Below are 21,046 nucleotides of genomic sequence, written 5' to 3'. Positions count from 1 at the left end.
TACACAAACTTTTTTTAAAAAAAATTAATACGCTTTTGCAAAAAGCACTCGTTTACTAGAAGTTTCTCCTGTAAATACGCATACTCCACTCTCTTCCTCTGCTTCATTTGGTATGCAGCGAATAGTTGCTTTAGTCAATTCTTTTATTTTATTTTCGGTTTCTACAGTACCATCCCAATGAGCCGACACAAAACCTCCTTTAGTTTCAATAGCTTCTTTAAACTCCTCAAAAGTATCCACCTTTGTTATATGTGCATTTCTAAAAGCAAGAGCTCTATCATATAAATTCTCCTGAATTTCTTCCAATAAACTCTCTATAACCCCTACAACTTCATCTTGCGACACTGTTTTCTTTTCAAATGTATCTCTACGAGCTATTTCAACGGTATTATTTTCCAGATCTCTATTCCCCATAGCTACTCTTACAGGAACTCCTTTCAATTCGTATTCCGCAAATTTTGCTCCAGGTCTAAAGGTATCCCTATCATCAAACTTTACAGCAATCCCTTTTTTACGTAATTCTTTGACCATGACGCTTACTTTCTCCGAAATGACCTTTAATTGTTCTTCTCCTTTATAGATAGGAACTATGACCACTTGAATAGGCGCTAATTTAGGAGGCAGAACTAACCCTGAATCATCAGAGTGCGTCATGATCAACCCTCCTATAAGACGAGTAGAAACTCCCCAAGACGTTGCCCAAACATATTCTTGTTTTCCTTCTTTAGATGTGTATTTAACATCAAATGCTTTTGCAAAATTTTGCCCTAAAAAATGAGAAGTTCCTGCTTGTAATGCTTTCCCATCTTGCATTAACGCTTCAATAGTATAAGTTTCATCAGCACCAGCAAATCGTTCACTTTCAGATTTAGCTCCTTTTATCACAGGCATTGCCATAAAGTTTTCAGCAAAATTAGCATATACTTCTTGCATTTGTTTTGCTTCACATAAAGCCTCTTTTTTAGATGCATGTGCCGTATGTCCTTCTTGCCATAAAAACTCCGCAGTTCTCAAAAACAAACGTGTTCTCATCTCCCATCTTACTACATTTGCCCATTGATTTATTAGCAAAGGTAAATCTCTGTATGATTGCACCCATCCCTTATAAGTATTCCATATAATTGCTTCTGAAGTTGGTCTAACAACCAACTCTTCTTCTAACTTCGCTTCTGGATCTACTCTTAATTTACCTTCTTTATCCGGATCATTCTGTAACCTATAATGAGTTACAACTGCACATTCTTTTGCAAATCCTTCTGCATTTTTTTCCTCTGCTTCAAATAAACTTTTCGGAACAAAAAGCGGGAAATACGCATTTTGGTGGCCTGTTTCTTTAAACATTCTATCTAACTCTCCCTGCATTTTCTCCCAAATAGCGTACCCATAAGGCTTTATAACCATACATCCTCTAACCGCTGAATTCTCTGCTAAATCGGCTTTTACAACCAATTCATTATACCATTTCGAATAATCTTCCGCTCGTTTTGTTAATTTCTTACTCATTATCAAAAATTTGGCACAAATATTGTTACTTTTATATCTGTGAATTGTGTTCTGCAAAACTACGTTAAAAAGGTAATAGTCCAAACAAAGTTATGTTTTTTTGCAAATCAATTGACCTATAAAGAAAACTGTTTACCTACTTAAATTAAAAGATATGAAGTTACATTGCCAAAACTCGAAACTTTCACTATACTTTTTGTCACTATTCATAACTAGCTTACTAGTTGCTTGTGGAACCGCTCAAAATGTTTCCAACAACAATGATGATGGAATTTATGATGATACAGCATTTGAAACCAGAAGAAAAAATGCTAACGTTACTCATCAAAAACCATACAACGATAATTATTTCACTAAAGAACTAGAACGTTTAGATCAAATCAATGGAACTGATATCATAACAGATATTGAAAGCTACAAATCTGACGACGACAATGAAGATTTCGAAGAAATCACAGAAAATGATCACGCTCCTAAAACTAGGATTACGTATAATGAACCTTGGGGTTTTGACAATGATACAGATGTAGTTATTAATATTAATACAGGTTTTGGCTATTCTAATTATTATTCTCCCTTTTACGACCTTGGCTACTACAGACCGTATCGCTGGGGCTACTACAGACAGTATAACTCACTTTTTTGGGATCCTTACCCTTCATCTTATTATTGGAATACTGGATTCTATGGTGATTTTGCGTTTAACAATCCTTTCTATTGCTCTCCTTATTATAATAGAGCTTACTATAGATACCATACCCCATATAGATATTACGGAAATCGGTACTATTCTTCCAGAAGAGGTATCAACAGATACTATCAAAGACCTTATCATATAACTTCTAGAAGAAGTTACGCAAGAAATTCCAGAAGGGGTAGTGCTATTAACTCCAGACGTTCTTCCTCTTATAGAAGAAATACCTCTTCCAGAACTCGCAGAGGCAGAAGCTACCATACAAGAAGAAATAGTGGTTTCTATAAAAATGGGACTAACAACTCTAGAGTAAATCGTAGAAGTCAAATTAACAATCGTAGATCATCTTCTAATAGAAGCGTTAGAGGCACACGCAACTACTCAAGACGCAATACAGAGGGTAACAACAGAACAAATTCAAGAAGAAACAGAAGAAGTACGCGAAATAATACTCATCGAAGTTACACTCCTAATAATAGAAGCACTAGTTCTACAAGAAACAGAACGTCCACTCGCAGGTATTCAAATTCTAGAAGTAATGGTACACGTAGCTACAGTTCGCCTAGAAGTTCTTCTAGATCTTATTCTCCTAGAAGTAATAGTTCTTACAGAAGAAGGTCTTCTTAATTTTTTTAACACCTACCTATAAACCACAATAAATATGAGATCTATTTTATCATTCACCTTTATGATAGCTTTGCAGCTCTCCTCCTTTTCTCAGTCATTAGGTTATAACGATTTAGGAATACTATTCGGAACAGACAACAATTATGGCACTGCCAGATTTAATGCTATGAGTGGCGCCTTTGGGGCTTTAGGTGGAGACCTCTCTTCTACTGGTATAAATCCCGCAGGTGGAGCTGTTGCTAAAAAGAGCTCTTTAGCTATCACTTTAGGGGAGACTAAAACAATTATTGATGCTTCTTATTACGGAAATAGCACTAATACTCAAAATAACTTTTTCAATATTTCACAAGCAGGAGGCATATTATCTTTTGATACCGCTTATGATACCAATTGGAATAGATTTGCTTTATTCTTCAACTACCGAATAAAAAACGATTTTACCTCAAATTTTTATACGCAAGGAAATAGCGGTTACGCATTGTTTAATGAGCACCCTGAAGATATCACTAACCAATTTGACAATGCGCAAGAGCAAAAATTCAGTAATAATACAAATGGAAATACTAGCGTTTTCAGCGTTGGGTTCTCTGCTGCTCATTTAAATAAATTATATATTGGTGCTTCCTTAAATTTCCACAATCTTAACTTTTCTCAAAAAACAAGATTAAATGAGGTTAATAAAGATGATAACGGAAATACTTTAAACGCTTCAAACGAGCAAAATGTTTATATTGAAGGAAACGGAGTTTCTTTAAATTTTGGCTTTATCTATAAGCTACACCAGAATTTTCGCTTTGGTCTTTCTTACGAAACACCTACTTGGTACGCCGAAGTCTTAGAAGAGAACGATTTAAGGGTTTTTCATCCTCAAAACAACAGGTATGATGATTGGATTGGATACACCTCTATATCAACAACAAATAACTCTAATAAAAACATTACTACTTTTGATATTTATAAAGAGATAGATCCTGATTTTATTCCTGAAAGAGATTTCAATTCTTTATTTCCTCCTTTTAGATTAAGAACTCCAGGAAAGTTGACCGCTAGCAGTGCTTTTGTTTTTGGCAAAAAAGGGCTGATCAGCATTGACTATACTTATAAAGATTACAAAAACACTAGATTATATAATGGAAATTTCAACATAGAAAACCAAAATTTCTCAAATAATTTCAAAGCTTCTCACGCTATTAATATAGGTACTGAATGGCGTTTTGATAATATGAGTTTGCGCGGTGGTTATCACTTTGAAAACAGTCCTTATAAAAATGCTTTAGACTCTGACAATTTAAAAGGATTTTCAGCGGGTTTAGGTTATAATTTTGGAAATACTAAAATAGATTTGTCTTATAGCAATTCTAAATATACCTCTCCTTATTATATCTACGATTCAAGAAATGCTAATCCTTCTGAACTAACTATGGATAACTCTAGAATAACAGGAACCATTTCTTTCAATATATAATCTTTATATTAAGGAAATAAAGAAGCCGCATTTAGCGGTTTTTTTTTATATCTAAATAATTCAGTTTTTTACCTTAATTTTGCTTTACATTTTTACTTATGAGCAATATAAAAATCAACATTCAAGAAACAGCAAACGAAACCATCATAAAATTTGTAAGCAATTCAATTTTAATTAATGGCGGTAGTTATGAATTCAATAATATTGATGAAGCTAAAAACTCTCCTTTAGCTCAACAATTATTCTATCTACCTTTTGTAAAAAAGGTATTTATAACCGCTAATTTCATTGCTATTCAGCGCTATGACATTGTACAATGGGACGATGTTGAAAATGAAGTTAAAGAGCAAATTGAAAAATATTTACAAGAAGGCAATGAGGTTGTAAAAGAAACCACTTCTAAAAAAGAAGCTGTTGAGGTATATGCAGAAGCTACACCAAATCCAGCTGTCATGAAATTTGGAACCAATAAAGCATTGACACAAACAGATGTAGAGTTTCAAAATATAGAAGAAGCCAGTAAATCATCTCCACTAGCACAGGCTATTTTTAATTTCCCTTTTGTAAAAGAAATCTTTATCTCTAAAAATTACATTTCTATTACAAAATACGATATGGTATCATGGGATGAGGTTTATTCTGAAGTTCGTTCTTTTATAAGAACATACCTCCAAGAAGGTAATATCATTATTAAAGAGCTCCCAAAACAACAAACAAAACAAAATGTTGAAATCCCTAAAGAGGAACTTTCCGAAATTTCTGCCAAAATTGTTGATATTTTAAACGAATATATTAAACCCGCAGTTGCTTCCGATGGTGGAAATATTGCTTTTCAATCATACGATGAAACCACAAAGCGCGTAAGTGTTATTCTTCAAGGAGCTTGTAGCGGATGCCCCTCTTCTACAATTACCTTAAAAAATGGGATTGAGACCATGCTAAAAGAAATGCTACCAAATCAAATTAACGAAGTAATCGCAATCAATGGGTAAAACAATAAAACCTTATAAAAATTCCGAATTAGGAAAAAAAGAGCAAGTGGCTAAAATGTTTAATAATATCTCAAAAGATTATGATGGATTAAACAGAGTAATTTCATTTGGCATTGACATTAGCTGGCGCAAAAAAGTAGTTGCTTTGGTAGGTAAGAATAATCCAAAAAAAATATTAGATATTGCTACTGGAACAGGGGATTTAGCCATTATGCTTGCAAAAACAAATCCTGATAAAATAATTGGATTGGACATCTCAGAAGGAATGCTAGAAGTTGGTAAACAAAAAATCCTTAACGCTAAATTAGCAAACACTATTGAAATGGTTGTTGGTGACTCCGAAAATATGCCTTTCGACAATGATACTTTTGACGCAATTACCGTTTCTTTTGGCGTTAGAAATTTTGAAAATCTCGACAAAGGACTAAAAGAAATAAAGCGAGTTTTAAAGCCAGGAGGAACCTTTGTTGTTTTAGAAACTTCAAACCCTACTAAGTTTCCATTTAAGCAAGGCTATCAATTTTACACTTCTTTTATTCTTCCTTTTATAGGGAAACTTTTTTCAAAAGATAAAGTTGCTTACTCTTATTTATCGGAAAGTGCAAATTCTTTCCCCTTCGGAAAAGAATTCAACAATATTTTAGAAAAAAATGGGTTTAAGAATGCAAAGAATCAACCTGTAACGTTTGGCGTTGCTTCAATATATACTTCTACAAAATAATATGTTAAAAAAACTTTTTACTTTCAGTTTTTTACTACTAGTAATTAATAATACTTTTTCTCAAAGAGAAAAAGTATTGAACCTTCCTAGTTTTGACAAACCTCTTTTTCATTATGGTTTCTACCTAGGGCTTAACAATAATGGCTACAAAATAGCATACAAACCAAGTAACATTAGTAATCCGAATGTCAAAGTTGAATCTTCAATAGGTTTTAATGTTGGTTTAATTGCTGATTTGAGGTTACACGATAATGTGAACCTTCGATTCGAGCCAGGGCTAATGTCTAATACAAAAACGCTTATTTTTGATCATATTCCTGGCACAAATGAAAATATAAGAACTAGAGAAGTTGGAGCTACTTACTTACATCTTCCTCTAATTTTTAAATTTAGCACCAATAGGCTTAATAATTTTAGGCCTTATGTTTTGGGTGGTATTTCATATGACTACAATTTTTCTAGTAATGAGAAAAATAGCAATGATAATTCTTCAGGAGAATTTAGAGCTACCTCAAGTAATTTCATGTATGAAATAGGAATCGGTGTAGATTTTTATTTAAATTATTTTAAATTCTCTCCTTCTATAAGGGGAGTATTTGCCCTAAACAATGAATTAAAATACGATAATTCTTCTCCTAGCCAATGGACAGATCCTATAGATTTCTTAGGTACTCGTGGAGTATTTCTACATTTATCTTTTGAATAAAGACAAATTCTCAATTCAAAGTTATTTCAATAAAAGTTCTAAAAAATTAGGATAAAAAATAAAGAAAGGTTGCTTGTAAGCAACCTTTCTAGCTCTAAGAGCTTTTCTATATATTCAAAGATAATAGATGTCCCCCGAAATCTACCTCTTCATATAATAAGACACCATTTTCTTTTTTAAGTCACATTCTAATACAAAAAAAGAAGACTATAAATAGTCTTCTTTTAAATGTAAAGATTACTCCTTACCTATAAGATAGAAGTCCCCCGAAATCTATCGTTTTATTGTTATTTCCACGTATATAATTGGCAAATATATAAAAAGTATATAACTATTAACTACTTTTTAACAACTATTTTATTATCAACAATGTGTTTTATAGGCAATACTACCTTTCCATTGGTCGTTTTTAACACTAGACAAATATTATCTATAGCAATTACAACCCCTTCAACCTCATCATTCACCACAATTTCATCTCCTATCCCTATATTTTTTCTAGAATAATATCCAAAGAGTAATCTCTTAATCACATCTCTCGATCCTAAACCAAAGGCTATTGTAAAGGCTAATAAAATAGATCCTATTATAAGAGTTAAGTTACTTTTGATAACACTTGTATCTACCCCTGCTTGATCTAATGCCGTTATTGACAGGAACACTACTATCAAATAGAACGCAATATTTCCTACTAAATTTCCTCCTGTAATATCTAGCGACTTGAACATTGATTGAATAGACTTCTTCACAACAGTTCCTAGATAAGCTCCTCCTACGAAAATACCAAGAGCAGTTAATAACCTAGGTAAATAAGCAAAAAAGCTTTGAATTCCATTAGAAATTGCAGTCAAACCAAACATCTCAGCTCCTGCTAAAACAAAGACTAAAATTAAAAACCATTTTAGAACTCCTAAAATAACCTTCGTTAATACAATATTTATTGTCGTATCTCCGAAAATCTTTGTTTGGCTTAATTTTTTAGACCATTCATCTATATTGGTTTTCGCTAAAATTTTTCTCAATACATAAATAAAAACTCGAATAAATAACCATGCAAATACTACAAATCCTATAAATTTAAGTACTGTTGGTAAAGATTCTAAAATGTCTTCAAAGATTTTTTGAAAAGGCTTTAATACCTCTGCTTGTAATGCCATTATTATAATATTATTTTAGTAGTTAGTTTAGCGTTATTAGTTACCATCTTCTTTTCCTTTTTTCTTTTTTTGAAATCCTCCTCCTAATATATCCCCAATCGTATTCGGGTATTTTACTACAAATAAGTCTGCTACATCTATCGTAAGTTTTATCATTGCTACATCATTAAGTACTTTTTCTTTAAGTACTTTTGGCACCTCCTCATTATGTAATATTTTTTTGAACGGGTTTTCCATGATTACAACTCTTGATATACTTTTACTACTCTTTCTTTTGCTCTTTTAACTCTCATTTTTACAGCGCTCTCTCCTATACTTAACGCTTCTGATATTTCTTTCACAGACATGTCGTCTTGATATTTCATTAGTAAAATCATTTTTTCTTTTGGCTCTATCAATTCCAGTGCTTTCGCTAATTTATCAGATTTTAACTCAAATAAAGCAGCGTCATCAATTTCATCTTCATCAGATTCTTCTTTAATCACATCTGTAACAACAGTAACTTTCTCTTTTTTCTTATTTGAATTTCTCTGTACATAATTTACACAAAAATTATACGTAAAAGAATATAGCCATGTAGAAAATTTAGAGTTTCCTTTAAAGCTCCTCAATTTAACAAAAAGCTTAATAAACACATCATGTGTAAGATCTTGAGCTTCCTCTTTATTTCTAGAGAAACCATAACACTTATTATAAACAACAGTAGCGTACCTATCGTATAAAACAGCAAACAAATGGGTATCATTCGCTTCAACTATTTTAGAAACCAATTCTTCATCGCTTAGTTTATTCACTTCAAGTGTCTTCAATCAGGTAGTTAATTTATAAGTAGTTTGTTTTAATTAGACACTTTTTATTTCAAAGAGTCACTTCTTCTTAAAAAATTTATCGAAAATAACTTTTATAAAACAACTTTCCTATAAAAAATATTTTTTTTTGTAACATTTTTAAACCTTTCTTCGTATAAGTAATTGTATAAGGAATATTAATCGTTAAAATTTTACCGATACTAGATGAGACAACTTAAGATTACAAAGCAAGTTACCAATAGAGAAACCGCATCTTTAGATAAGTATTTGCAAGAAATAGGAAAAGTAGATTTAATTACCGCAGACATGGAGGTTGAGCTAGCTCAGCGTATTAAAGCCGGAGACCAAGTTGCTTTAGAAAAACTAACAAAAGCCAATTTACGTTTCGTAGTATCTGTAGCTAAGCAATATCAAAACCAAGGATTGACACTACCCGATTTAATTAATGAAGGAAATTTAGGTTTAATTAAAGCAGCTAAGCGTTTTGATGAAACTCGCGGTTTTAAATTTATATCTTACGCTGTTTGGTGGATTCGTCAATCAATTTTACAAGCCTTAGCTGAACAGTCTCGTATCGTTCGATTACCCTTAAATAAAATTGGTTCTATTAATAAAATTAATAAAATGTACGCTTTTCTAGAACAAGAAAATGAGCGTCCACCAAGTGCTGAAGAAATTGCTAAAAAGCTTGACATGACTGTTAATGATGTCAAAGAATCTATGAAAAACTCTGGTCGTCATGTATCAATGGATGCCCCTTTAATAGAAGGTGAAGATTCTAACTTATACGATGTACTAAACTCAGGAGAATCACCAAACCCAGACAAAACATTACTACATGAGTCTTTACGCATTGAAATTAATCGTGCTTTAGAAACATTAACTCCCCGTGAAGCCGACGTTGTAAAACTATATTTCGGTTTAGGAGAACACCAACCTATGACTTTAGAAGAAATTGGAGAAACTTTTGACTTGACTCGCGAGCGTGTTCGACAAATTAAAGAAAAAGCTATTCGTAGATTAAAACATACTTCTAGAAGTAAAATTTTAATGACTTATTTAGGCTAAAACATATACAGTAACAAATAGTTGTCATAACTATTCGTTTTTTGATTAATGAAAACTCTCAATTACTTTGGGAGTTTTCTCTTTTTATACTGTCTGTATTATTATACTCTTTATAAATATCTACTTAATTATTTTATATAGCTCCACCCTATTATCAGTCCATTTGCTAAGGCTAACCTAACGAAAAAGAATCAAAGTATCTCTAAAATTTTATAATACCAATAGTATTATAACTATTTTTGCGAAAAACAACAATACAACAAATGAAAAAACTTATTGCACCCTCTGTTTTGGCCGCCGATTTCGGAAATTTACAAAGAGATATTGAAATGGTAAATAATAGCGATGCTGATTGGTTTCATATTGACATCATGGATGGCGTTTTCGTTCCTAATATTTCTTTTGGAATGCCTGTTTTAAAAGCTATTTCAAAATATGCAAACAAAACAATTGATGTACACCTAATGATTACAGATCCTGACCGATACATACAAACTTTTGCTGATTTAGGAGCTGATATCTTAACGGTTCATTACGAAGCCTGTACTCATTTACATAGAACTATACAAGCCATAAAAGCAACTGGAATGAAAGCGGGAGTTGCTTTAAATCCTCACACTCCAATAGCTGTTCTAGAAGATATTATTACTGACTTAGATTTAGTATGTATTATGAGTGTTAATCCAGGATTTGGCGGACAGTCTTTCATTGAAAACACTTATAAAAAGGTGCATCAATTAAAGCATTTAATTGAATTCTCAAATGCCCCTACTCAAATAGAAATAGATGGTGGTGTTACTAATAAAAATGCCAACCAACTCATTGAAGCTGGTGCTGATGTTTTAGTTGCTGGAAGCTATGTTTTCAAAAGTGAAAACCCTACAGAAACCATTTCTGAACTCAAACTTCTGATCAATTAATTGTATAAAAAGGGACCTTTATTTTTTAAGTAAAGGTCTTTTTTATAAAATACAAATTAAAAAGTATTCATAATACTTTGCAATTCTTTTTTATCCAATATAGTAATGCTCTTCCCTTTTAATCCTATAACTTCTTTCTTTTTAAACTCGGAAAGTAGTCGAATAGCTGACTCTGTGGCGGTACCAATAACATTTGCTATATCTTCTCTAGAAAAATGAACCTTTATAGCTCCATCATCATCTTTTTCAAATCTTTCATCTAAATATAATAATGTAGCCGCCAAACGTTGCTTGACCGTCTTTTGAGCCATATCCACAATTACATTATCCGCATTCTTAAGAGATAAAGCCATATTTTTTAAAACATCCATTGTAAATTTAGGATTGTTTTCAAGATCTTTTATAATCTCTTCCTTAGGTATAAAACATACCTTCATATCATTAACAGCAACTGCTTTTAAATTAGAGGCTTCATTATTGATTAAGCTACGCTCTCCTAATAAATCCCCTTTTTTTATTAAATGAACAATTTGATCTCGTCCATTATCACTCATTTTAGAGACCTTACAAATACCATCTCTAACACAAAAAACCCCATTAATATGCTCTCCTTCATCAAATAAAACTTCTCCTTTTTTTATTGTTTTAGAAGTTTTACATCCAGAAATCCTAATCAATTCATCTTTTGTTAGCGACCTTAAAGAATTAAATTGTCGAATAATACATTGTTCACATTTTCCCATAATAGCTCCCCCTTTTAGCTTTACTACAAAGGTAACTAAAAGCTGATAAATATCATGTTTTTATTATGAATGTTATCGCATCTTTGCAACAGGCAAAAGAGTAAATATGGAAAGCACAAAATGTTTTCATTGTGGGAATAACTGCGATACAAAGACAATTGCAGTACAGGAGAAGTTTTTTTGTTGTAATGGTTGCAAAGCTGTTTTTGAAATTTTTTCAGAAAACGACTTAACTTCTTACTATGATTTCCAAAAAAATCCTGGAGCCATTCCTGAAAATACTCAAGGAAAATATGACTTTCTCGAAAACACTACTATTGTTAGCAAGTTGCTAGAGTTTAATGATGGAAATATTCATGTAATCAACCTTTACATTCCTCATATACACTGTAGCTCTTGCATTTGGGTGTTAGAAAATTTGTACAAATTAAAATCAAGTATCTCTTCCTCTCAAGTAAATTTTCCTAAAAAAACCGTTCGAATAACCTATAATACTGATACTTCTTCTTTAAAAGATATTGTTTTATTATTAAGTGCTATTGGATACGAGCCTTATATTTCCTTAGAAGATTATGAAGTTGGAAAAAAAACAATTGATAGAAGTTTAACTTACAAACTGGGCGTTTCTGGATTTGCCTTTGGTAATGTTATGTTTCTTTCTTTTCCTGAATACTTTGAGGTTTCAGAATTTTGGCTAGAGCAATACAAAGAAATTTTCCGCTGGTTAATGTTTTTCTTCTCTTTACCCGTGGTTTTTTATGCTTCTCAAGATTATTTTATTTCAGCATACAAAGGAGTACGTTCTAAAATTTTAAATATAGATGTTCCAATTGCTTTAGGAATTAGCGTATTATTTATTAGAAGTTCTTTGGAAATCATCTTTGACTTAGGAACTGGCTTTTTCGATAGTTTAACAGGACTAGTATTTTTCTTATTACTAGGGAAATTCTTCCAACAAAAAACGTATAATTTTCTATCTTTTGAACGCGATTACAAATCGTACTTCCCTATTGCCGTAACCAAAATTAAAAGCAAAGGAGAAGAAACAAGTACCCAAATATATGAGATAAAAAAAGGAGATAGATTACTTATTAGAAATCAGGAGTTGATTCCTGTTGATGGTATTCTAATAAAGGGGGAAGCTAAAATAGATTATAGTTTTGTTACTGGAGAAGCTCTTCCTGTTATTAAAAAATCAGGAGATAAGCTATTTGCCGGAGGGAAACAACTATCCAATAATATAGAAATGGAGGTATTAACTTCTGTTTCTCAAAGTTACTTAACACAGTTATGGAGTAATGATGTCTTTAAGAAAGATAAAAACTCCTCTTTTAAAACACTAACGGATAAAATTAGCCAACATTTCACCGTAACTATTTTAGCAATTGCTTTTATTGCTGCTGCTTTTTGGGTTTACCATGATATTAACAAAGCCATAAACGTATTTACCGCTGTACTTATTATTGCTTGCCCTTGTGCAATCGCTCTTGCTGCTCCATTTACCTTAGGGAACATACTTCGTATTTTGGGAAAAAAGAAATGCTATTTAAAAAATGCAACAGTAGTTGAGCAACTTGCTACAACCAATACTATTATTTTTGATAAAACAGGAACACTTACAACTACTAAGGAGCATCAAATTCATTACCAAGGAACCCCTCTAAATAAAGTTCAATTATCCGTATTAAAAGGCACCCTCAGAGCATCTAATCATCCTTTAAGTAGAATGTTATATAACTCTTTAGTTGATAAGCCTGCTAAAATTGATAATTTTGAAGAATATACAGGAAAAGGAATCGTTGCTAATTCTCAAAAAACAAGCATTAAAATAGGATCCTCTGCTTTTGTTAAAAAAAGTGCTGAGCAAAATAATTTAGATACTTCCGTTCATATTAATATCAATGGGGAATACAAGGGGAAATACATTTTCAAAAATGCATATCGAAATGGCGTAAAAGAACTCTTTTCTAAATTGAATAAAAATTTTGATTTAGCAATAGTTTCTGGAGATAATGAAGGGGAGAAAGAATATTTAAAAAGAATACTTCCTAAAAACACATTACTCTTATTCAATCAAAAACCTAAAGATAAGCTATGCCATGTAAAAAAATTACAAAAAGAAGGTAAAAGTGTTATTATGATTGGTGATGGTCTTAACGATGCTGGAGCCCTAGCACAAAGTAATGTAGGGATTGCCTTATCTGAAAATATCAACATTTTTTCTCCTGCTTGTGACGCTATTTTAGATGCTTCAAAATTCCATCAAATTCCCAATTATATCCAAATAGCTAAAAAAGCTATACGAGTTATTAAATATAGCTTTTTACTATCTTTACTGTATAATATAATCGGGCTATATTTTGCTACAACAGGGCAATTAAAACCTGTAATTGCAGCTATTTTAATGCCTTTAAGCTCTATCAGTATCGTTATATTTACAACAATAACAACCAACATTTTAGGTAAAAAAATTAATTAAAAAGCATGAATATAAACAAATATATAGATCACACTTTATTAAAAGCTACCGCAACAGAAAAAGACATTATAAACTTATGCAATGAAGCTAAAATTCATCAGTTTTATGCTGTTTGCGTAAATGGCTCTTACGTTGAACTAGCTAAAAAAGAATTAGCAAATTCCAATGTAAAAATAGCCGCTGTAATTGGCTTTCCTTTAGGGGCTATGACCACCGAAGCTAAAGTTTTTGAAGCTAAAGACTGTATTCTTAAAGGGGCTTCTGAAATTGATATGGTTATAAATGTAGGAAAGCTTTTAGATGGAGCATATGATTATGTAGAAAATGAAATTCGAACAATAAAAAATAGTATCGGTAAAAATACGTTAAAGGTTATTTTTGAAAACTGTTATCTCTCAAAAGAGCACATCAAAAAAGTTTCTCAATTAGCAATAGATGCTGGAGCAGACTTTATTAAAACATCTACTGGGTTCGGTACTAATGGAGCTACTCTTGAAGATGTACTATTAATGAAAGAAGTGGTTACTGATAAAGTACAAATAAAAGCGGCTGGAGGGGTTAGAGATAACGACATCGCTAAAAAATATATTGCTTTAGGGGTTACTAGGTTAGGCACCTCATCAGGCGTATCTTTAGTTACTACAGGCATCGCAGACACAAATCAATACTAAAATTAAAATGAGCATACATATTAAAGCAAAAAAAGGTGATATTGCAGAAACGGTTTTATTACCTGGTGACCCTATGAGGGCGAAATGGATTGCAGAAACTTTTTTAAAAAACCCCACCTGTTATAATGATGTTAGAGGAATGCTAGGTTTTACAGGGATTTACCAAGGAAAACGCATTTCTGTACAAGGAACAGGAATGGGCATTCCTTCTACTTTAATTTATACGCATGAATTAATTACCGAATATGGCGTCAAAAATTTAATTAGGGTAGGATCAGCAGGCTCTTATCAAAAAGAAATAAAAATTAGAGACATTGTTATTGCCATGGCAGCATCTACTAACTCAGGGCTAAACACCATTCGTTTCAACGGTGCTGACTATGCGGCTACCGCTAGTTTTACTTTATTTCAAAAAGCTTTAGCCATTGCTAGTAAAAAAAATATTACGATTAAAGCAGGAAATATATTAAGCTCTGACGAGTTCTATGCTGATGAATTTGAAAGCTATAAAAAATGGGCTGAATATGGAGTGCTTTGCGTGGAAATGGAAACAAATGGATTATATACCGTAGCCGCAAAACATAAAGTAAATGCGTTGTCTATTTTAACTATTTCAGACAGCTTAGTTACAGGAGAAAGAACAAGCTCTAGTGAAAGAGAGCAAACATTTAAAGAAATGATAGAAATCGCTTTAGGAATTGCTTAAAACTCCTCCTAATAATTTTCTATTTAAAGACCAAACTGTATCAAGAATATGAATTCACTTATACAAAAATACAATATCCCTGGACCTAGATACACGAGTTATCCTACTGTTCCTTATTGGGATAATGGTACTTTTTCAAAAGAGAAATGGATCAAAACTTTTCAACAATCATTTGCTGAAAGTAATGCTAGTGAGGGAATTAGCTTATATATTCATTTACCATTTTGTGAGAGTTTATGTACATTCTGTGCCTGCCATAAGCATATTACAAAACGTCATGAAGTGGAAGAATCATATATTGATACAGTTTTAAAAGAATGGGAACTGTACCGCAACTTAGCCAAAGAAACACCTGTTATTAAAGAAATTCACTTAGGTGGTGGTACTCCTACTTTTTTTGCTTCGGAACAACTAAAAAAATTAATTGACGGAATATTTTCTAAAAGTAAAAAACACCAAAATTATGAGTTTAGTTTTGAAGGTCACCCAAATAATACTTCTAAAAACCATCTACAAACTTTATATGATTTAGGGTTTACTCGTGTTAGTTTTGGCGTGCAAGATTATAATATAAAGGTACAAAAAGCTATTCATAGAGTTCAACCTTTTAAAAATGTTCAAAAGGTTCACCACTGGGCGAAAGAAATTGGATATCATTCTATCAGCCATGATTTGGTTTTCGGACTCCCTTTTCAAACGAAGGAAAATGTAATCCATACAATTCATAAAACCAAAGAATTACAACCCGATAGAATTTCTTTTTACAGCTATGCTCACGTTCCTTGGGTTAAAGGGGTTGGGCAAAGAGGTTTTAAAGAAGCCGATTTGCCAAAAGATGATCAGAAGCGCGAGCTTTACGAAATAGGAAAAGAATTATTTTCGGAAATGGGGTATATTGAAATAGGTATGGATCACTTTGCCTTACCTACAGACAGCCTATATAAAGCTACGCAAGATAAAACTCTTCATAGAAACTTTATGGGATATACTGCTAACAAAACACAGCTTATGATAGGACTCGGAATGTCATCAATATCAGATTCTTGGTACGGATTTGCTCAAAATGCAAAAACAATAAAAGAATACCAAAGCATCGTAAACAATGGGGAAATTCCAATATTTAAAGGACATATATTATCTGAAGAAGATGTAATTATACGAAAACATATCCTAAATATTATGTGCCACTTTACCACTTCTTGGCAGCCAGAAAACTTACAAATTCAAGATATTCAAGTACATCTAAACAAACTTCAAGAAATGATTTCCGATGGATTAGTTATTGTAAACTCTAATAACTTAACTGTTCCTGAAAAGGCTAGGCCCTACGTACGAAATATTTGCATGGCTTTTGATAAAAAGCTCCACAAAAAGCAACCTAAGGCTAAATTATTTTCAATGACTATTTAATTTTTTATACTTAAATGTTGATAATTATTACTTCCTTTTTTCCCTATCAACTTCACATAATACCAAATTTCTTTTCTAATATTCAACAAAAAATTTAATGCAATAGTTCTTTTTAGGAACATAATTACTTCTAGTTTTGGCTTCCCCTTTTAAGACAAAATAATTTCGTTCTTACTATCGAATTGATGTTAAAAAAACACCATAAAAAATCGTGTACCAATCAAAATAAAACAATTAACAACATAAAAGTGTACGAAAACTTTATCCCTTCTAAAAAAACTTATACCACTCCTTATTCCAATTTCCTGTCTCATACAAACAACACAGTAATCAGTTATTTTTTTAAAAGAAAAACATAAAATTTATTGATAATTCACAGGAAAACTAAGCATTTGTTAATATGCCTACTTAAAGCGATATGCCCATCTCCTTGAAACTTTGCTACTAAATCTTTTAGTTCTACCTCTTCTCAAATAAAAATTTCTGTTGGTCAATTCAAGTTTTTACCCATCCTTTCAAATACGCATCATACAAAATAAATGCACTCTAAATTCTAAAGAAGGGAATAGTGTCATGCTTCTGTCATAAAATTAAACTTGAAAGACAAACAATCTGAAAAACATTGTAAAAACGAAATGATAGTTTTTCTAACTCTTAAAGCCCTCTTCCTCATCAAAAAGAATAATTATTGGCTAAAAAGTACATTCCTTCCTCTTACAAAACCTAACCTTCCACGGAGATAGAATCTAGTCCGTAATAAATTTTGAAAACTTTGTTCACTTTTTATAATACAAAAGTTTTAAAACATGACAAATATCATATTTAAAAAAAAGACCTCCCTTTACCTTTGTCATACAATTATTAGGGGGGCACATGAGCGTAATTTACTTACTACTTACACTAAGTATTTTAGTGGCAATTATATTTTTTATTGCATTTATTATATCTGTAAAAGAAGGACAATATGATGATCCATACACTCCTTCGGTTCGTATGCTTTTTGATGATGAGTTAGTCAAAGATAAAACAACAACTAAAATTGCTCCCTCTTTAAAACAGTTAAAAGGAGAACGAAAATAACTAACAATAGATATTAAAATCAAACAAATTATGGAACTGCAACAATTTTATTATGATAATAAAATCGTAAAAAAATTCATTTATGCCACATTGCTCTGGGGGATTGTAGGCTTTTCAGTAGGGCTGCTACTAGCTTTTATGTTTTTATTCCCAAATATTACTGACGGAATTTCATGGCTAAGCTTTGGTCGTTTACGCCCATTGCATACCAATGCCGTAATTTTTGCATTTGTAGGAAACGCTATTTTCGCTGGAGTTTACTATTCATTGCAACGGCTACTAAAAGCCAGAATGGCAAGTGATTTTTTAAGTAATTTTAATTTTTGGGGGTGGCAATTGATAATAGTCGCCGCTGCAATCACACTTCCTTTAGGATACACCAGTTCAAAAGAATATGCTGAATTAGAATGGCCTATTGACATTGCTATTGCTCTTGTTTGGGTTGCCTTTGGTGTAAATATGATTTGGACCATTCTTCAAAGGAGGCAGAGACATTTATATGTAGCTATTTGGTTTTATTTAGGTACTTTTGTTACAGTAGCTGTGCTACATATTTTTAACAGTCTAGCGCTTCCTGTAAGTTTTTTAAAAAGTTACTCTGTGTATGCAGGAGTTCAAGATGCTCTTGTACAATGGTGGTATGGGCATAACGCTGTGGCTTTTTTCTTAACCACACCTTTTTTAGGTCTCATGTACTATTTTGTTCCTAAGGCCGCAAATCGTCCTGTGTATTCATATAGGTTATCCATTGTTCACTTTTGGTCTTTAATTTTTATTTATATATGGGCTGGCCCTCATCATTTATTATACACTTCATTACCTGATTGGGCTCAAAATTTAGGAGTTGCTTTCTCTGTAATGCTAATTGCTCCTTCTTGGGGAGGTATGATTAACGGATTGTTAACCTTACGTGGTGCTTGGGATAAAGTGCGTGTAGATCCTGTGCTAAAATTTATGGTAGTAGCTATAACAGGTTATGGTATGGCTACGTTTGAAGGGCCTATGCTATCTTTAAAAAATGTAAATGCAATCGCTCATTTTAGTGATTGGATTATTGCTCATGTACACGTTGGTGCCTTAGCTTGGAATGGCTTTTTAACTTTTGGTATGCTTTACTGGCTAATTCCAAGAATGTTCAAAACCAAGCTCTACTCAGTAACGTTAGCTAATTTTCATTTCTGGATTGGAACATTAGGAATTATCATGTATGCTTTACCTATGTACGTTGCAGGTTTTGTACAAGCATCTATGTGGAAACAATTTAATCCTGATGGTACTTTAACTTATGGAAACTTCTTAGAAACTGTAAACGAAATTATACCAATGTATTGGATGCGTGCTATTGGAGGTAGCTTATTTATTATAGGTGCTTTTGTAATGCTATACAACATTATAAGAACAGTAAAATCAGGTAGTAATGTTACCGATGAACTAGCCGAAGCTCCTGCATTAACTAAAATATCTAAATACAAAACAAAAGGAGAAACTTGGCATACTTGGTTAGAAAGAAAACCTATTAAGCTAACTATATATGCTACTATTGCAATCTTAATTGGAGGAATCGTGCAAATTATTCCTACTCTATTAGTCAAATCAAATATTCCGACCATTACCAGCGTAAAGCCTTATTCTCCTCTAGAACTAGAGGGTAGAGATTTGTATATACGAGAAGGCTGCGTTGGCTGCCACTCACAAATGATTCGCCCATTTAGAAGTGAAGTTGAACGTTATGGCGAATACGCAAAGGCAGGTGAGTTTGTATATGACCATCCATTTTTGTGGGGATCTAAACGTACTGGACCTGATTTATTAAGAGTTGGTGGTAAGTATTCTGATAATTGGCACTTAAACCATATGTATGACCCACAAAGCACTTCTTCTGGCTCTATTATGCCAGCTTATCAATGGTTAATCAGAAATAGATTAGATAAAAGCAATACTCAAGAAAAGATGAGAGCAATGGTGAGTTTAGGAGTTCCTTATACTGAAGATGATATTGCTAATGCAACTGCTAATATGGAAGCACAAAGCTTAAAAATTCAGGAAAACTTATATGCCGATCCTGATTTTGCTAAAAGTTATGAAGCTGATAAGCAATATGCAAAGGAAAGCGGCTTACCTTTTATTGAAATGAAAGATAGAGAAATCGTTGCTTTAATAGCTTACTTACAACGGTTAGGTACAGATATTAAAGTTAAAGATGTAAAAGATCAATTAACCTCTCAAAACTAAATACATGTTAAAGTTTGTAAAAAACCATATGGAGAGCATTACTGGTATTGAAATATACCCAATGATATCATTAACTATTTTCTTTACATTTTTTGTAATATTATTTTGGTGGGTAGCTACCGCTAAAAAAGATTACATAAAAAAAGTAAGCAACTTACCTTTAGATAATTAGTAAAAAATTAATACGATGAAGAAATATTTTCAATCTATAGCTTATATCGCTTTTATTACCTTTAGCCTTATAGCAATTATAACAGCCATTACTTCGTATAAAAACCCTTTTAGTCTATATGAAAATCCATTAGTTTGGATAGCCATTATTACGCTTGCTCTAGTAATTTTCTTTAAAGAGCTATTAAATATCATTGCTCAAAAGAAAGCTGAGGAACTTTTAATGGAAAAGCAAGGAATTAACCCAAAAGATATAGATCATTGGGCTTGGATCAAAAAGCTAATAAAAAAATGGACGGAAGCAAAGGCAGTTGATGAAGAAGAAGAAATTATACTAGATCATAATTACGATGGTATCAAAGAACTTGATAATAATTTACCACCATGGTGGGTATATATGTTTTATGCTACGATTATTTTTGGTGTTATCTATTTAGTTAGGTATGAATTATTAGGTGCTGATAATCAAACAATGGAATATAAAAAATCAGTAGCAACAGCAAACAAAGAGCTGGCTATTTACAAATCAACTTCAAAAGAAACTATTATTGATGCTGAAACGGTTACAGTGCTAAGTAACGAAACTGATTTAAGTAGAGGAAAAGCGGTGTACACTCTTAACTGCGTAGCTTGTCACATGGCTGATGGAGGCGGCGGTATTGGCCCCAACTTAGTGGATAAGTATTGGATTCTAGGCGGTGGTATTAAGAATATTTTTAATACTATTTCAAATGGGGGTAGAGATGGTAAAGGTATGATTGCTTGGGGTAAAACACTAAAGCCTAAAGATATTCAAAAGGTAGCTAGCTATATCATATCCTTACAAGGAACTACACCTGCTAAACCCAAAGCTCCTCAAGGAGATATTTATAACGAAGAATAATTTGGTTTT

20 protein-coding genes are annotated in these 21,046 nt (G+C 32.3%); 15 read left to right on the top strand and 5 right to left on the bottom strand.

The window, feature by feature from the left end; genetic code table 11:
• Window positions 1-24: 24 nt before the first annotated feature.
• Window positions 25-1,503: a proline--tRNA ligase gene (gene proS / locus MARIT_RS02850; protein ID WP_024742251.1), complete on the bottom strand. Its 1,479-nt coding sequence runs from the start codon at window positions 1,501-1,503 to the stop codon at window positions 25-27.
• A gap of 154 nt (window positions 1,504-1,657) precedes the next feature.
• On the opposite strand from proS, the gene MARIT_RS02845 reads away from it, so the two are divergent.
• The 5 genes from MARIT_RS02845 to porT all read left to right on the top strand — a co-directional run bounded on the left by MARIT_RS02845 (window position 1,658) and on the right by porT (window position 6,708).
• Entirely contained in the window at window positions 1,658-2,824 is a 1,167-nt protein-coding gene (locus MARIT_RS02845; protein ID WP_157926169.1) for a hypothetical protein, read from the top strand.
• A 34-nt stretch (window positions 2,825-2,858) separates the two neighbouring features.
• Entirely contained in the window at window positions 2,859-4,289 is a 1,431-nt protein-coding gene (locus MARIT_RS02840) for an OmpP1/FadL family transporter (protein ID WP_100210702.1), read from the top strand.
• A 98-nt stretch (window positions 4,290-4,387) separates the two neighbouring features.
• Window positions 4,388-5,281, top strand: coding sequence for a NifU family protein (locus MARIT_RS02835; RefSeq protein ID WP_100210701.1), 894 nt, complete (start codon window positions 4,388-4,390; stop codon window positions 5,279-5,281).
• A complete protein-coding gene (gene ubiE, locus MARIT_RS02830; RefSeq protein WP_100210700.1) occupies window positions 5,274-6,002 on the top strand; it encodes a bifunctional demethylmenaquinone methyltransferase/2-methoxy-6-polyprenyl-1,4-benzoquinol methylase UbiE in 729 nt (242 codons plus the stop codon). The genes MARIT_RS02835 and ubiE overlap by 8 nt, the downstream gene beginning before the upstream one ends.
• A 1-nt stretch (window position 6,003) precedes the next feature.
• A complete protein-coding gene (porT, locus tag MARIT_RS02825) occupies window positions 6,004-6,708 on the top strand; it encodes a type IX secretion/gliding motility protein PorT/SprT (RefSeq protein ID WP_100210699.1) in 705 nt (234 codons plus the stop codon).
• Between the two features lie 338 nt (window positions 6,709-7,046).
• Here the strand turns inward: porT and MARIT_RS02820 are convergent, their stop codons facing one another.
• From MARIT_RS02820 to MARIT_RS02810, 3 genes are read right to left on the bottom strand one after another with little or no spacing between them, the layout of a single operon-like run.
• A complete protein-coding gene (locus tag MARIT_RS02820) occupies window positions 7,047-7,865 on the bottom strand; it encodes a mechanosensitive ion channel family protein (protein ID WP_024742257.1) in 819 nt (272 codons plus the stop codon).
• A gap of 36 nt (window positions 7,866-7,901) precedes the next feature.
• Window positions 7,902-8,102, bottom strand: a complete 201-nt coding sequence (locus MARIT_RS02815) for a hypothetical protein (RefSeq protein WP_024742258.1) — start codon at window positions 8,100-8,102, stop codon at window positions 7,902-7,904.
• A gap of 2 nt (window positions 8,103-8,104) precedes the next feature.
• A complete protein-coding gene (locus MARIT_RS02810; protein WP_024742259.1) occupies window positions 8,105-8,674 on the bottom strand; it encodes an RNA polymerase sigma factor in 570 nt (189 codons plus the stop codon).
• A 204-nt stretch (window positions 8,675-8,878) separates the two neighbouring features.
• Here MARIT_RS02810 and MARIT_RS02805 point away from each other — a divergent pair, with 204 nt between their 5' ends.
• Together MARIT_RS02805 and rpe are read left to right on the top strand one after the other, a co-directional pair.
• Complete coding sequence (locus tag MARIT_RS02805; RefSeq protein WP_024742260.1) at window positions 8,879-9,742, top strand: sigma-70 family RNA polymerase sigma factor; 864 nt, start codon at window positions 8,879-8,881, stop codon at window positions 9,740-9,742.
• 263 nt (window positions 9,743-10,005) lie between these two features.
• On the top strand, window positions 10,006-10,662 hold the full coding sequence (gene rpe, locus MARIT_RS02800; RefSeq protein WP_024742261.1) for a ribulose-phosphate 3-epimerase: 657 nt from the start codon (window positions 10,006-10,008) through the stop codon (window positions 10,660-10,662).
• A 56-nt stretch (window positions 10,663-10,718) separates the two neighbouring features.
• On the opposite strand, the gene MARIT_RS02795 is transcribed toward rpe, so the two are convergent.
• Window positions 10,719-11,405, bottom strand: a complete 687-nt coding sequence (locus MARIT_RS02795) for a Crp/Fnr family transcriptional regulator (RefSeq protein ID WP_024742262.1) — start codon at window positions 11,403-11,405, stop codon at window positions 10,719-10,721.
• 106 nt (window positions 11,406-11,511) lie between these two features.
• Here MARIT_RS02795 and MARIT_RS02790 point away from each other — a divergent pair, with 106 nt between their 5' ends.
• The 8 genes from MARIT_RS02790 (at window position 11,512) to MARIT_RS02755 (ending at window position 21,037) form a co-directional block, all read left to right on the top strand.
• The gene (locus MARIT_RS02790) at window positions 11,512-13,884 is read left to right on the top strand and encodes a heavy metal translocating P-type ATPase (protein ID WP_100210698.1); all 2,373 of its coding nucleotides are present in this window, start codon (window positions 11,512-11,514) and stop codon (window positions 13,882-13,884) included.
• Window positions 13,885-13,889: 5 nt separating this feature from the next.
• The gene (gene deoC, locus MARIT_RS02785; RefSeq protein ID WP_100210697.1) at window positions 13,890-14,555 is read left to right on the top strand and encodes a deoxyribose-phosphate aldolase; all 666 of its coding nucleotides are present in this window, start codon (window positions 13,890-13,892) and stop codon (window positions 14,553-14,555) included.
• Window positions 14,556-14,562: 7 nt separating this feature from the next.
• Complete coding sequence (deoD, locus tag MARIT_RS02780; protein ID WP_024742265.1) at window positions 14,563-15,261, top strand: purine-nucleoside phosphorylase; 699 nt, start codon at window positions 14,563-14,565, stop codon at window positions 15,259-15,261.
• Between the two features lie 48 nt (window positions 15,262-15,309).
• Window positions 15,310-16,671, top strand: coding sequence for an oxygen-independent coproporphyrinogen III oxidase (hemN, locus tag MARIT_RS02775; protein ID WP_100210696.1), 1,362 nt, complete (start codon window positions 15,310-15,312; stop codon window positions 16,669-16,671).
• Between the two features lie 873 nt (window positions 16,672-17,544).
• Window positions 17,545-17,751 (top strand): cbb3-type cytochrome oxidase assembly protein CcoS, encoded by a 207-nt coding sequence (ccoS, locus tag MARIT_RS02770; protein WP_024742267.1) that lies wholly within the window; start codon window positions 17,545-17,547, stop codon window positions 17,749-17,751.
• 30 nt (window positions 17,752-17,781) lie between these two features.
• On the top strand, window positions 17,782-19,983 hold the full coding sequence (gene ccoN / locus MARIT_RS02765; RefSeq protein ID WP_100210695.1) for a cytochrome-c oxidase, cbb3-type subunit I: 2,202 nt from the start codon (window positions 17,782-17,784) through the stop codon (window positions 19,981-19,983).
• A 4-nt stretch (window positions 19,984-19,987) separates the two neighbouring features.
• On the top strand, window positions 19,988-20,155 hold the full coding sequence (locus MARIT_RS02760; RefSeq protein ID WP_024742269.1) for a cytochrome c oxidase subunit IV: 168 nt from the start codon (window positions 19,988-19,990) through the stop codon (window positions 20,153-20,155).
• A gap of 15 nt (window positions 20,156-20,170) precedes the next feature.
• Entirely contained in the window at window positions 20,171-21,037 is an 867-nt protein-coding gene (locus tag MARIT_RS02755; protein ID WP_100210694.1) for a cbb3-type cytochrome c oxidase N-terminal domain-containing protein, read from the top strand.
• Window positions 21,038-21,046 lie beyond the last annotated feature (9 nt).

Source organism: Tenacibaculum maritimum NCIMB 2154 (genome assembly GCF_900119795.1).
Taxonomy (GTDB): domain Bacteria; phylum Bacteroidota; class Bacteroidia; order Flavobacteriales; family Flavobacteriaceae; genus Polaribacter; species Polaribacter maritimus.
Note: the sequence above shows the minus strand (reverse complement) of the source record. Positions and strands in the feature narration are given on the sequence as shown.